Genomic DNA, 12,896 nt, shown 5'->3' with positions numbered 1-12,896 from the left:
GGACCGGGCAGTCTGGCAGTCCCTGCAGGTCCATCCCGCCCGGATCGCCGCCTTGCCGGGACGCCGCGATGCCGTAGCGGGCGGCCGGGCTCGGGCCGAACAGCGCCACCGTGCGGGCGCCGACGGCAGCGGCCAGGCGCACCGGCCCGGTATCCCCGCCGACCACGACGCCGCCGCGCGCGCCGACGGCCGCGCACAGCCCCGCGAACCCCCGCAGCGGCAGCGGGGAGGCTATGGGCACCCGGGGCACGGCCGTCCCGGCCCCGGATGCGTGTGGCTGCAGGACCGGATGCCCGCGCGCCGCGAGCAGCCGGGCGAGATCGGTCCACCGCCGTGCCGGCCACCGTTTGACGGCCATTCCGGCGTCGGGTACCAGCAGCACCGGAGCCGGGCGGCCGGGTGTGGTGCTGTCGGGTGTGGTGCCGTCGGGTGTGGTGCCGTCGGGTGTGGTGCCGTCGAGTGCGGCGAGGATGCGTTCACCCTCGGCGACCTCCGCCGCGGTCAGCGCGACCCGCCCATGGGCGTTACCACGGCCACGGCCACGGCCACGGGCGTCGGCGCCGTCCGGATGGCCGGGGCCGGGCCGGATCCAGCCGTCTTCGGTGAGGAGCCGGACGAACCGGGACCCGATCGGTTCGGCGGGGTCCGGCCGCCGCCAGAGGTCCGTCACGACGTGCCTCGGCCGTCCGGTATGCCGCGGTCGCCCGGCCTCGATCGCGGCCGGCACGCCGCTGTGCCGGCTCGTCGTCACGACCAGGTCCGCCCGCGGCCGGCTTACCGCGCGGACGACAGCCTCGCGGACGGCCTGCGCGCGGTGATCAGTCACCTGCACGACCTCGGTGATCCGGTCGTCGTGGGTCAGCAGCTCGCCGGCCGGCGCGAAGGTGAGGACGCGGATCCGGGCATTCGGATGGCTGTCCGCCAGTGCGTGGATCGCTGGCAGGGCGATCAGCAGATCGCCGAACCCGCCGAGCAGCTCGACGAAGAGGATCTCGCGCGGCTCCGCCCGGGCCGGATCCGTCCACTCGCCGGCCACCGACGTTCCTCGGTCTCGGCTTCCTCGGTCTCGGCTTCCTTGCCTTTCCAGAGGGTTTTGTGTCCATTTTATCCCTCTGGATAGGCGAGATCTGGATGGGTGGGGAGGGGGATCGTCGACGGTCATCGGGGACCGATCAGACACCGGTAGAGGCGGGCGTGCGCGGCCCCGACGGACGGCCAGGACCGGTCGGCGACGAGGTCGCGGCCGCCAGCGGACACGGCCGCCCGCAGCGCCGGGTTGCCCAGCAGCCGGCGCAGCCCACGGGCCAGCGCGGCCGGGTCCCGCACGGGTTTGGCCACGATCGCCGTCCGGCCGTCGACGAGGGCCGGATCCGGCGGGTCCGCGACCGTTACCACTGTCGGCAGGCCGTGGGACAGCGCGGCCGCCAGCGCCCCGCTCTTCGTCGTCACCCCGGCGGTGAACGGCAGCACGCAGACGTCCGCCCCGGCCAGGATGTCCGAAACCTCTTCGGCCGGCAGATGTCCGGTGAACGTCACCCGGTCCGCGACGCCGACGGCACGGGCGTGCCCTTCGAGCTCGCGGCGGAAGGCCGCAGCCTCGGCGTCGGGCAGCGCCAGGGAGGTGAACCCGCCGACGACGGCGAGATGCAGGTCGGGATGGTCGGCGTGCAGCTCGGCGACGGCTTCGAGGAGATACCGCACGCCTTTCACCGGGTGGACGAAGCCGAAGAAGACTGCCACCTCGGCGTCGGGGCCGGTGCCGAGCCGGCCGCGTAGCCGGGACCGGGCCGCCTGTCCCGGGCTGACGCCGGGGGATGGGCTGATGCCGGGGGATGGGCTGATGCCGGGGGATGGGCTGACGTCGGAGGACAGACTGGCGGTGCGGGCGGTGCTTCGTGCCCGGGGGACGTTCGCGGCGACGGGGACCAGTTGCGCCTGGCGGCCGAAGCGGGTGCGTACCGCGGCGGCGTGCTCGGGATTGGTCACCACCAGGGCGCGCGAGCGGGGCACGAGCGTCAGGGTCTCCCGGTCCCACCAGCCGTGCCGTTCCGGCCGTCGCCACAGGGCCGCCGGCAGCCAGGACGGCCATGCCCACCAGCCGTACTCGTGCAGGGTGGTCACCCAGGGGACGCGCCGGCCCGCCAGCGGGGGCAGCAGCCCGACCGCCGGGGAGAACCCGAACGCCGAGGGTGCGAACTGGAGGTGGACGAGGTCGGGCCGCAGGCGCCGCAGCGCCGTCGCGGTGGCGGCGATCCCGGCCGGACCCCACCCACGTTCCAGCGTGACCACCCGGGTGGGGCCGAGGTCGCCCTCGACCCGCCCCGAGGTGATCAGGACGGGATCGATGTCGTGGCGCAGTGTCTCGGCGAGCCGGACGGTGTAGTCGGCGACGCCGTCCTCCGCGGTGACGAGGTTGCCGCAGACGAAGGCGATCCGGGGGATGGCTGTCCGGGGGATGGCTGCTCGCGGCATGGAGAAGGCCGTACCCGCTCGCCGGAGCGGTCACCGCCTGCCGGGCAGCCCCCTGGGCCCTCGATGCCGAGGCGATCGGCGTGGTTCTCGCCCGGCGTGGTTCTCACGGAGAGAACGTTTCTCGCGGAGAGTAGCAGTTTTGTTGCCCACCCTCCGGGCACGGGGCGGGGGGAGAAGCCGTCCCCGACCGTCTCGACCGTTCTCGACCGTTCTCGACCGTCCCGGAGCCTCCGTGAACGAAGTCGCGTCCCACCCGGCGGCGGGCCGTGCGGGTCCGCTGGACCTCGCGGCCGCCCGCCACGTCCTGGCGGTCCGTCCGGACAATCTCGGGGACGTCGTGCTGCTGTCCCCGGCGCTGCGGGCGCTGCGGGCCGCGGCGCCCGGGGCCCGCCTCGACGTGCTGACCTCACCCGGCGGGGCGGCCGTGCTGCCCCTGCTTGACTGCGTCGATGACGCGGTCGTGGCATCGGTGTGCTGGCAGGACACCGGCGGCCGACCCGTCGACCCGGCCGAGCAGACCCGGCTGGTCGAGACGCTGGCGCGGCGCCGCTACGACGTCGCGGTCCTGTTCACCTCGTTCTCCCAGTCGCCGTGGCCGGCCGCCTTCGTCTGCGCCCTCGCCGGGATCCCGACCCGGGTCGGCGCCTCGCGGGAGTTCGGCGGGTCGCTGCTCACCCACTGGGTGGACGACCTGCCCGACGGTATCCATCAGGTCGACCGGGCGCTGCTGCTGCTGCGCCGCTTCGGCATCCCCGCCCCCGCATCCCACCCCCGGCTGGCCGTGCCGGGCGAGGCCGTCGCGAGGGTCCGGCCGCTGACGGAACCCGGCCCTTACGCGGTGCTGCTGCCCGGGGCGAGCTGTTCGGCCCGCCGCTACGACGCCGACCGGTTCGCCCGGGTCGCCGGCCTGCTCGCGGGCGCGGGCCTGCGGGTCCTCGCCGCCGGCACGGGCGCCGAGACCGCCCTGGTCGACCGGGTCGTCGCCGCTGCCGGCCCGGCGGGGCGGGGCCTCGCCGGGGTCCTGGACGTCCCGGCGCTGGCCGCGCTCCTGCGCGGCGCGGCGGTCGTCGTCACCAACAACTCGGGCGGTGCCCATCTCGCCGACGCGGTGCGCACGCCCGTCGTCACCCTGTTCGCCGGCACCGAACGGGAGAGCGAGTACCGGCCACGCGCCGCGCGCGTCGCGGTACTGCGCCGGGCGACGCCCTGCACGCCCTGCCGTGCCTTCACCTGCCCGTTCGGGCACGAATGCCTGGATCTGCCGCCGGCCGAGGTGACCGCCGCCGCGCTCGCGCTGGTTGGGGAGGGGATGGCCCGATGACCGCCGCCCCCGCGTCTCCGGCCTCGCCGCGTCCCGTGCCGCTCGCCGAGCTGCCGGATCGGTTCGGTGCGCTGCACCTGCTCGTGGTCGGGGACGCGATGCTCGACTCCTGGCTGCGGGGACCGCCGCGGGGGTTGTCCCGGGAGGGCCCCGTACCCGTCGTCTCTGTGACCGGGCGGGAGGAGTCCCCGGGGGGAGCCGGCAACGCCGTCCTCGCCGCGGCCGCCCTCGGTGCGCGCACCCGGCTGGTCGGGATGGTGGGGGACGATCCCGACGGCCGGCGGCTGCGGGACCTGCTCGACGCCGGTGGCGTCGGCACGTCCGCCGTGGTCGTCGAACCCGGGCGGACCACGGTGGCCAAGCGGCGGATCTGTTCCGGCAACCATCTCCACCTGCGCTGCGACACGGGTGACGAGACCCCGCCCCGGCGGGCCACCGCCGCCGCCGTGGCGGCCCGCGTCACCGCCGGGGCCGCGTCGGCCTGTGCCGTGCTGGCCTGCGACTACGGCACGGGGTTGTTCACCCCCGAGCTGATCGGCCGGGTGGCGGCAGCCGTGCGGGCGGCGGGCCGGCGGCTCGTCGTCGACGCCCACGACCTCACCCGATGGGCGGCGGTGCGCCCCGACCTGGTCAAGCCCAATGCGGATGAGGTCGTCGCGCTGCTGCCCGAGGCCGTCCGAGGCTCCTTCGCGCACGACCGGGTCGGGACCGTGTGGCACCACGCGGCACAGATCCTCGCCGCCAGCGGGGCGCGGGCCGCGGCCGTCACCCTCGACCGCGACGGCGTCGTCGTCCTTACTCCCGATGAGCCGCCGTGGCATCTGCCGGCCACCGCCGACGCGCCCGACGAGCGCACCTCGGGGGCCGGTGACACGTTCGTCGCCGCCATGGTCCTCGCCCGGGCTGCGGGCGTCGGGCTGCGTGACGCCGTCCGGCTCGCCTCGATCGCCGCGTCCGTGGCCGTCTCGACCGCCGGCACCGGCATCTGCCCGGCGGCGGACCTGCGCGCCCGGCTGCACCACCTCGGCACGGGCGCCGTCCTGGACGCCGCGCGTCTCGCGGACGTCGTCGCGGCGCACCGGGCGCAGGGTCGGCGGATCGTCTTCACGAACGGATGCTTCGACGTCCTCCACGCCGGCCATGTGGCCTACCTAGACGCCGCCCGCCGGCTCGGTGACGTGCTTGTCGTCGGGGTCAACAGCGACAGCGGGGTGCGTCGGCTCAAGGGCCCGGACCGTCCGATCAACGCGCTGGCCGACCGGCTGGCGGTGCTGACCGCGCTCGCCGGCGTCGAGCACGTGGTCGTCTTCGACGACGACACCCCGACCGACCTGCTGCGTTCCCTGCGGCCCGACGTGTACGTCAAGGGCGGCGACTATACCGAGTCGATGTTGCCCGAGGCGCCGCTGGTCCGTGCGCTCGGCGGCGAGGTCCGCATCGTCGACTACGTGGCGGACCGGTCGACGAGCGCCCTAGTCGGGCGCATCCGGCGCACAGCGGACGATGGCCACGAGGGAACGGTGAGAACCACGAGGGAACGGTGAGGACCGCGAGAAAGCGGCGAGGGCTGCGAGGAAACGGGGAACCGGGCGTGAGAATTCTGCTGTGGCACGTGCACGGATCGTGGACGACGTCATTCGTCCAGGGCGATCACTCCTATCTCGTCCCGGTCACCCCGGATCGCGGCCCGGACGGCCTGGGCCGCGCGCGCACCTATCCGTGGCCGGGCACGGTCACGGAGGCCGGGCCGGACGAGCTCGGCCCGGCCGACGTGGACGTCGTCGTCCTGCAGCGGCCGCGCGAGCTGGACCTGGCGGAACGCTGGCTGGGTGGCCGGCGCCCGGGGCGGGACCTCCCTGCGGTCTATGTCGAGCACAACACCCCGAAGGGGGACGTGCCCACGACCCGGCATCCTCTCGCCGACCGGCCAGACCTCACCCTGGTGCACGTCACCCACTTCAACCGGCTGTTCTGGGATGCCGGGAGCACGCCCACCCGGGTCGTCGAGCACGGCATCGTCGACCCGGGCCACCGCTACACTGGTGAGCTGCCCCGCGTCGCGGTAGCCGTGAACGAACCGGTCCGCCGCGGCCGGGTTACCGGGACCGACCTGCTGGGGCTGTTCGCCGCGGCGGCACCGGTCGACGCCTTCGGCCTGGGGGTCAGCGCCCTACCGGCGCACACCGGCCTTCCCGCCGAGCGGCTCACCGTGTTCGAGGACGCCTCCCAGGCCGCCCTGCACGAGGCCGTCGCGCGCCGCCGGGTGTACGTGCACCTGCCGCGGTGGACCTCGCTCGGGCTGTCCCTGCTCGAGGCGATGCACCTGGGCATGCCCGTCGTCGCGCTGGCCACCACCGAGGCGGTGGAGGCGGTGCCGAGGGACGCCGGGGTCCTCTCCACCGATCCGGCGGTGCTCGCCGGCGCCGTCCGCCGCTTCGTCGCCGATCCGGAACGCGCTCGGGCGTACGGGAAGAAGGCCCGGCGGGCGGCCCTGGCCCGGTACGGTCTCGATCGTTTCCTGCGGGACTGGGACGAGGTGCTCGCGCAGGTCACGGGCTGAGCTCCGACACCGAGTTTATCCGCATGATTGCCAGGAAATGTCCTTCACATGACGGGTGAACCGGGGCTGCCCGGCGAGCCGGGCGAGCCGGGCGAGCCGTTGGACAGGTTCGTGCTGCCGCTCAGCCCGATCGCGCCCCGGCAGGCCCGGGTCCGGTTGGCCGCGGGCCTCGCCGGCACCGGCTTCGCGGCGGAGCTGGCCGAGATCGTCGTGTTGCTCGCCAGCGAACTGGTCACCAACGCTGTCGTGCACGGCCGCGGTGAGCCGGTTCTGGAGATCCGGACGACCGACCACCAGGTGTGGGTCGGCGTCCAGGATCCGGACAGCCGCCTCCCGCAGGTGCAGCAGGTCGACACCGACTCGCTTGGCGGGCGGGGCATGCACTTGGTGGCCGAGCTCGCTGAGACCTGGGGCGCCGACGTCATCCCCGGCGACGGGAAGGTCGTCTGGTTCCGGATGCGCCGGGAGAGCCCCGTTGTCGATGGTTGACCGCCGCCGCTGCGGCCGAGCGCGCCGCGGGCTTGCCTGACGGCGGGCTTACCTGACGGCCTCGGGCAGGACGGGGGTGGGCGGGCCGAGAAAGAAGCCCTGGCCGTAGGGGATCGCGGTCTCCCGGGTGGCCTGGAGCTCGGCCGCGGTCTCGATGCCCTCGGCGACCACGCCGCCTCCGATCTCCTTGGCGACGTGCACCAGCCCGGCGGCCACGGCCCGCCGGGCCGGGTCGGTGTCGATGCCCTGGGTCAGGCAGCAGTCCATCTTGATGATCTCCGGTCGCAGCCGGACGAGCTGTTCCAGCCCGGCATAGCCGGTACCCACGTCGTCGGCGGCAATGCGGACGCCGAGCCGGCGCAGGTGCTCGATGTCGCGGTTGATCGCCGGAGTGTCGCCGATCCGTTCGTGCTCGGTGATCTCCACGAGGATACGTTCGGCGTCCTCGCCCATGATCATCTCCACCAGGCCGGCCGAGAGGGTCGTCGCCGAGACGTTAACCGCGAGGATCATGTGTGTCGGCAGCCGGGGCAGCACGGTGAGCGCGCGTCGGACCGCGGCGAGTTCGAGATCGACGTTGAGGCCGACGGAGCCTGCCGCGGTGAACCACTGTGACGGGCTGCGGGCGTAGTCCGAGAACCGGGACAGCGCCTCCACTCCGATGATCTTTCCGTGTTCGAGGTCGAGCACCGGCTGGAAGGCGAGCGCGGGCCCCCCGCCGTCGATCACATGGCTGACGTCGCGCCAGACGCGGCTGCGGACCTCCCACATCCGGTGCAGGTCGGTCACGGAATCGCCGAGGATCTCCGCGATCATCCGCAGGAACCGGCCGTCGCGCGGCCGCAGGTGCGGATGAGGCCCGTGCCCGAGACAGCCGACCAGGCCGTAGACGAGGCCGTCGCTGTCGATGACCGGCACCGCGGCGTAGGCCCCCACGTCAAGCTCGTCGACGACGGGCAGTCGCAGGATACGCGGATCGGCGTGGGTGTCCGGGATGACGGTGGGAAACTCACCGGACAGGACGCGTCCGAACAGGGCGCTCTCGCGCCGAACGGTGGAGCCCGGGGCCAGCTGGAACGACGCGCCGTCCCCGTTGATGACCTGCACAACGAGGACGTCCGTCTCGATGCGGCCGAGCCAGGCAAGATCCATGCCCAGATGGTGGCGCAGTATCCCCAGCAGCTCCACCACCGCCGTCGCCGGCTCGGGAACCTCGGCCTTCGGCCCGAGCGCCGAGGCGGGGGCCAGGCGGACCGACATCCGTACCACCTCCTCTCCTGGTGTTCCCTCGGGTTTTCCGCGCACACCCTGGTCGGCACCGATATCTGTTACCGTTTCGTGATCGATATTGGGCTCTTTGTAGCCGATATCGACTTGTTCGTGACAGATATTGACCTGTTCGTGACCAACCTCCGCCACTGCCGGGAGATCCATCCCCTGTCTCCCGCCTGTCTCCCGTCGCGCCCGTTGGCTCTTCGTGTTGTAGTAGATACGGGATCGGGACGGATGCCTGCTCGGCGAGCGAGGATGCTCGGAGGGGAGGCGGTGCCGCGTGGCGGACATCGTGGTCGGGATCGACGGGTCGACAGATGCCGAGCGCGCGCTGCGGTGGGCCGTGCGCGCGGGGCGCCGCTGTAGCGCGCGGGTGCGTGCCGTTCTCGTCTGGGCCGCGGCCGGCCCGTTCTGCACGCGGGTGAAGCCGCCGCCTGCCACCTCACCGGAGCATCCCCGGTGGACGGCCCAGTGGATGCTGCACGACGTCGTCGACCGGGTCCGCGAGGCCCAGCCCGACGCCTGGATCGTCGAGCGGACCGTGTACGGGAGCCCGGTGGACACGATACTGACCGAGTCGGAGGGCGCGGCCATGCTCGTCCTCGGTGCCCGCGGCCGTGACCGGCCGCGCCGCCTGCCGGCCGGTTCGGTCAGCATGGCGTGCGTGTACGGGGCGTCGGTGCCGGTGGTCGTGGTCCACGGCAGGTCGGCGGCGCCGGCCGAGAGCGGGCCCGTCGTCGTCGGGGTGGACGGGTCCGCCTGCTCGTTGGCCGCGCTGCGGTGGGCCGCCCAGGAGGCGGCGCTGCGCCGGGCTTCGCTGCGCATCCTGCACGCCTGGACGCCGCTGCCACCGGAGTTCGTTGTCCGGCTGGGACTCTGCGGTGCCAGGTTCGTCGGCGCAGTGCCCACGGCGGGCGCCGGGGCCGTCCGTGCGGGGCCGGCTGGTGCGGCGCCGGCCGGGGCGGCGTCGGCTGGTGCGGCGTCGGCTGGTGCGGGGCCCGGCGACGCGGATCCGGGCGGGACCGGATTCATCCGGACGGACCCGGGTGGAACGGGCCTCGCCTCGGGATTCGTCGGCCGTGGATTTCGGGGCACGGCACCGGGGGGCACGGCACTCGATGATCATCCAGGATTCGGTGACTCGGGGCCCGCCGATGCGGCGCTCGGGGACCCGGCGCTCGGGGACCCGGCGCTCGATGCGACGGGACCCGGCGGAACGGCCCTCGTCGACGCCGCCCTCGAGGGGGCCGCGCGGGCCGTGCTGGACGAGGCGGTGCGCGCGGGTCTGCCCGAGCCGGGTGATCTCGATGTGCGCACGGACCTGATCCGCGGAGCGGCCGCGTCCAGCCTCCTGCGGGCCGCAGCGGGGGCGCAGCTCCTGGTCATCGGAGCCCGGGGCCGCGGCGGATTCGCCGAGTTGCTGCTGGGTTCCACCAGTTCACAGTGTGTGACACACGCCCAGTGCGCGGTCGCGGTCATCCGCACGCCCGGCAGTACGACCTGTGGTAATTAGTGCGGCGTGTGGTGACTCCACCGCGGCAGATCTTCGACCCGGTGCGAGCCTCCTTCTCTCGGGTCGTGGGCTCTCGGGTCGCGAGTTCTCGGGCCGTGGGCCGAGATCGAGGACCCCGGGCGGGGATGCCCGATCGGGCACGTACTGAGCGGGTGGACGGCGGGTCGCCTGCGGCGCCACCTGCCGTGCCATCTGCCGTGTCACCTGCGGTGCCGGCTCTCGCGGCCCGCCGAGCGCGGCCCGCGGCCCAGCGGTGACGGCGCGGCGGGCAGGTGATCCTCCCGAAACGGCTCGGCTTTCCCTCGTCTTGGGGGAGGATGGGGAGACTGGGGCGTGATGTCCCCGTGAGGTACGGGGGCACCGCGGCGCCGGCCGTGGGAGGGGAGTGTCGAGCGACTATGGCGGATCAGTATTACGGCGGTTCCGGTCGGCGCGGCGAACGGTTCGCCCAGGCGCGCTGGCTCGCCGGTCAGGCCCGGCAGGACCGCACCACCTCCTGGTACGTCCCGCTGATGATCACTGTGATCGGTGCCGGTGCGGCGTTCGACGCCTTCGGCCGCGGCGTGGGGCTCCTCTACGCCCTCGGGCTGTCGATCGCCTTCGTCCTGCTGACGTGGACGACGATCCGGCTCATGCCGTCGGTGTCCGACGAGCTGAACGTCAACCGGGTGACGGGCCCGCGCAAGATCTTCGCCATGGTGAACACGCCGGTGCGCACCCGCGGCGTGTTCCTGCTGGCCGCAGCGCTGCCGATCGGGATCGCCCTGATCAGGACGGTCGGTTTCTTCGTGTTCGGCGGAGCGCTGCTTGTCGGGATCGTGGTCGGCGTAGCGCTGGCTGCCGCCTGGATGTTCGAACGCCGGTAGACCCGCCCGGCGCCGACGAACCTCCTGATTCCGACGAATCTCCTGATCCTGGGGCCCATCCCTGGGCTTGGCCATCCCGATCCGGCGCATCCCCCCGCTCGGACCAGGTTCCTGTTCCCGCCAAGCGGGCAGGCCAGCAGGGACACGGTCCGGTGCGCGGTCCGCGATGAGGAGAGTGCGATGACGGTCAGCAAGGCCACGAGGGAACGAACCCGGGCGAGTCAGCTCCCCGAGGACGATGTGGTCGGGATCCTGCTCGCGCAGCATGCCGAGATCCGCGAGCTGTTCGGGAAGGTCAGGACGTCAACGGGCCAACGCCGCCAGGAGGCGTTCGACAAGCTGCGGGCGCTGCTCGCGGCCCACGAGACCGGCGAGGAGGTGGTGCTGCGCCCGATCAGCCGGCAGGTGGTGGGGCCCGAGGTGACCGATGCCCGCAACCAGGAGGAGAAGGCGGCGAGTCGGGACCTCGCCGACCTCGATCGGATGGACGCGAGCAGCGTCGAGTTCGGGGCCAAGCTCGCCGCGTTCGAGCACACGGTGGTGGAACACGCCGAGCGCGAGGAGCGGGAGGAGTTCGAGGCGCTGCGCCAGGTCCGTCCCGAGTCCGAACTCGTGCGCCTGGGCCGCAGACTGCGGGCCATTCAGGCGATCGCCCCCACCCATCCGCACCCCTCGGTCGCGGGATCCCCCACCGCTCAGCGGGTATTCGGGCCGGCGGTGTCCCTCGTCGACCGGCTGCGCGACGCTCGGCGGCAGACGACGACGGCGGGATGACGGCGAGGAGTTCCACCGCCCGGGGGAACTCCTCGAACGGCGGGCCGGACCCTTCGGAGAGCCCGGCGCAACGCCGGTACCGCAACTGGGGAGATCTGCTGCAGGAGCTGCGCGTCGTCCAGACGGGCGTACAGCTGCTGACCGCCTTCCTGCTCGCCATCCCGTTCCAGCAGCGGTTCACGACGTTGAGCAACGAGCAGAAGTCGCTCTATCTCGTGATCGTGTTGCTGACGGTCAGCGCCACCGGGCTGCTCATCATGCCGGTGAGCCTGCACCGCGCGGTCTTCCGGCGCAAGGAGAAGGAGACGCTGATCCGGGTGGCGAACCGGCTCGCCCAGGTGGGCCTGGCATTGTTCGCCGTGGCTGTCTCCGGGGTCGTCCTGCTCATCTTCGACGTGGTCAAGGGGGCGCCGGCCGGCTGGATTGCCGGGGGCTGCACCTTCGTCGTGCTGGTCGTGCTGTGGGCCGTCGTACCCGCCGCCATCCGTCTCGCCGCCCGAGACTGACCGATCGGTTTTAACCGTCACTACCCCATAAGCACCTTATCCTCATGTCATCCTCGGGTAGCGAGCATATTGGGGGAGGATGGCCGTGGACCTGTCGACGGTGGGTGCGGTGCTGCTGGACCTGGACGGCACTCCGTGGGCTCCGGCGCCGCCATGACCCGCCGACCATCGGCCGGCGGCACGGCTACGCCGGGCCTGCGCGGCGCCGGCCTGCAGGCCGGCGCCGCGCAGGCCGCCCTCGGCTTCACCGTCACGAGCCTGGGCGCCTGTCTCGCCCTGCTCGCCCGCGACCTGCACCTGCCCGCCAACCGGCTGGCCGGTCTGTCTGCCACCTTCGGCGCCGGCCTGATCGTCGTCGCCGCGGTCGGACCGATCCTGCTGCGCCGCGGAGCACACCCCGCGCTGCGCGGCGGAGCCCTGACCGCCGCCGCCGGCAGTGCCCTGCTCGCCACCGCGCCCGGCCTGCCCGCCGCCATCGTCGGCGCGCTGCTGCTCGGCGTCGGCGGCGCCGCCCTCGTCCTGGTCACCCCGGCGCTGTTGGCCGGTCCCGACGCCGCGGCCCGCCTCAGCCGCGTCACCGCCGCCGCCAGCACCGCCGCTGTTGCCGCTCCAGCCGCCATGGGCACCCTCGACGCCACCGGCGCCAACGGCCGGCTCGCCCTTCTGGCCCCCGTCGTGCCCCTGATCGCCCTGGCCACCACCAGGCCCGCCGCCACCAGGCCCGCCGCCACCGAGCCGCGGCCTGCCGGGAGCGGCACCGCACGCCCGCTGGTGGCCGGGCGGGTCGCGCGGCGCTGGAGCGGTGTAGCGCTCGCCGTGGCCGTCGAGTTCTGCTTCACGATCTGGGGGGTCACCCGCCTGCATGACACCGGAGTGTCCACCGCCACGGCGGTGGTGCTCGGGATCTCCTTCCCCGCCGGGATGGCCATCGGCCGCCTCCTCGGACCCCTACTGCTTACCCGGCTACCCCTTGTCACGTTCGGTGGCGCCGTCACCGCCGCCAGCGCCCTGGCCATCGCCACGACCGATCACACCGCGGTTGTCACCGGCGCGCTCACCCTCGCCGGCCTGGGCGTCGCGACCCTGTACCCCGTCACCATCGCCGCCCTCGTCGCCACCCCCG

At 73.6% G+C, this 12,896-nt stretch carries 11 protein-coding genes and 1 pseudogene; 9 read left to right on the top strand and 3 right to left on the bottom strand.

From position 1 onward, the window contains the following. Together AC08OV_RS19605 and AC08OV_RS19600 are read right to left on the bottom strand one after the other, a co-directional pair. Window positions 1–1,036, bottom strand: a 1,036-nt coding sequence (locus AC08OV_RS19605) for a glycosyltransferase family 9 protein (RefSeq protein ID WP_476620079.1), incomplete at its 3' end; no start/stop codon positions are given. A 122-nt stretch (window positions 1,037–1,158) separates the two neighbouring features. Next, window positions 1,159–2,472, bottom strand: coding sequence for a glycosyltransferase (locus AC08OV_RS19600; RefSeq protein ID WP_476620078.1), 1,314 nt, complete (start codon window positions 2,470–2,472; stop codon window positions 1,159–1,161). Window positions 2,473–2,704: 232 nt separating this feature from the next. On the opposite strand from AC08OV_RS19600, the gene AC08OV_RS19595 reads away from it, so the two are divergent. From AC08OV_RS19595 to AC08OV_RS19580, 4 genes are read left to right on the top strand one after another with little or no spacing between them, the layout of a single operon-like run. Beyond that, window positions 2,705–3,793, top strand: a complete 1,089-nt coding sequence (locus tag AC08OV_RS19595) for a glycosyltransferase family 9 protein (RefSeq protein WP_476620077.1) — start codon at window positions 2,705–2,707, stop codon at window positions 3,791–3,793. Further along, window positions 3,790–5,337: a D-glycero-beta-D-manno-heptose 1-phosphate adenylyltransferase gene (gene rfaE2, locus AC08OV_RS19590; protein ID WP_476616045.1), complete on the top strand. Its 1,548-nt coding sequence runs from the start codon at window positions 3,790–3,792 to the stop codon at window positions 5,335–5,337. The genes AC08OV_RS19595 and rfaE2 overlap by 4 nt, the downstream gene beginning before the upstream one ends. 47 nt (window positions 5,338–5,384) lie before the next feature. Further along, the gene (locus tag AC08OV_RS19585) at window positions 5,385–6,353 is read left to right on the top strand and encodes a glycosyltransferase (RefSeq protein WP_476616044.1); all 969 of its coding nucleotides are present in this window, start codon (window positions 5,385–5,387) and stop codon (window positions 6,351–6,353) included. Between the two features lie 48 nt (window positions 6,354–6,401). Continuing rightward, window positions 6,402–6,842: an ATP-binding protein gene (locus AC08OV_RS19580; RefSeq protein ID WP_476616043.1), complete on the top strand. Its 441-nt coding sequence runs from the start codon at window positions 6,402–6,404 to the stop codon at window positions 6,840–6,842. Window positions 6,843–6,890: 48 nt separating this feature from the next. Here the strand turns inward: AC08OV_RS19580 and AC08OV_RS19575 are convergent, their stop codons facing one another. Next, window positions 6,891–8,102, bottom strand: coding sequence for a sensor domain-containing phosphodiesterase (locus AC08OV_RS19575; RefSeq protein WP_476620076.1), 1,212 nt, complete (start codon window positions 8,100–8,102; stop codon window positions 6,891–6,893). 292 nt (window positions 8,103–8,394) lie between these two features. Between AC08OV_RS19575 and AC08OV_RS19570 the strand changes: the two genes are divergently transcribed. The 5 genes and pseudogenes from AC08OV_RS19570 to AC08OV_RS19550 all read left to right on the top strand — a co-directional run. After that, window positions 8,395–9,627, top strand: a complete 1,233-nt coding sequence (locus AC08OV_RS19570) for a universal stress protein (RefSeq protein WP_476615880.1) — start codon at window positions 8,395–8,397, stop codon at window positions 9,625–9,627. Window positions 9,628–10,025: 398 nt separating this feature from the next. Next, window positions 10,026–10,493 carry a hypothetical protein gene (locus AC08OV_RS19565; RefSeq protein ID WP_476615881.1) on the top strand — a complete coding sequence of 156 codons (468 nt, stop codon included), beginning with the start codon at window positions 10,026–10,028 and terminating at the stop codon, window positions 10,491–10,493. A gap of 180 nt (window positions 10,494–10,673) precedes the next feature. Next, window positions 10,674–11,267 (top strand): hemerythrin domain-containing protein, encoded by a 594-nt coding sequence (locus tag AC08OV_RS19560; protein ID WP_476620075.1) that lies wholly within the window; start codon window positions 10,674–10,676, stop codon window positions 11,265–11,267. Next, window positions 11,264–11,773, top strand: coding sequence for a DUF6328 family protein (locus AC08OV_RS19555; RefSeq protein WP_476613940.1), 510 nt, complete (start codon window positions 11,264–11,266; stop codon window positions 11,771–11,773). Before AC08OV_RS19560 ends, AC08OV_RS19555 begins: the two co-directional genes overlap by 4 nt. A 153-nt stretch (window positions 11,774–11,926) precedes the next feature. Further along, a pseudogene (locus tag AC08OV_RS19550) lies at window positions 11,927–12,896 on the top strand (hypothetical protein); the annotation flags it as partial.

The sequence above is a fragment of the Frankia sp. CeTa3Moorea genome, from assembly GCF_978021225.1.
Note: the sequence above shows the minus strand (reverse complement) of the source record. Positions and strands in the feature narration are given on the sequence as shown.

Bases quoted from the DNA above. Each gene is read 5' to 3' on its own strand.
- AC08OV_RS19600 (WP_476620078.1), bottom strand. From the start codon at position 2,472: ATGCCGCGAGCAGCCATCCCCCGGACAGCCATCCCCCGGATCGCCTTC.
- rfaE2 (WP_476616045.1), top strand. From the start codon at position 3,790: ATGACCGCCGCCCCCGCGTCTCCGGCCTCGCCGCGTCCCGTGCCGCTC.
- AC08OV_RS19580 (WP_476616043.1), top strand. From the start codon at position 6,402: ATGACGGGTGAACCGGGGCTGCCCGGCGAGCCGGGCGAGCCGGGCGAG.
- AC08OV_RS19575 (WP_476620076.1), bottom strand. From the start codon at position 8,102: ATGTCGGTCCGCCTGGCCCCCGCCTCGGCGCTCGGGCCGAAGGCCGAG.
- AC08OV_RS19565 (WP_476615881.1), top strand. From the start codon at position 10,026: ATGGCGGATCAGTATTACGGCGGTTCCGGTCGGCGCGGCGAACGGTTC.
- AC08OV_RS19560 (WP_476620075.1), top strand. From the start codon at position 10,674: ATGACGGTCAGCAAGGCCACGAGGGAACGAACCCGGGCGAGTCAGCTC.
- AC08OV_RS19555 (WP_476613940.1), top strand. From the start codon at position 11,264: ATGACGGCGAGGAGTTCCACCGCCCGGGGGAACTCCTCGAACGGCGGG.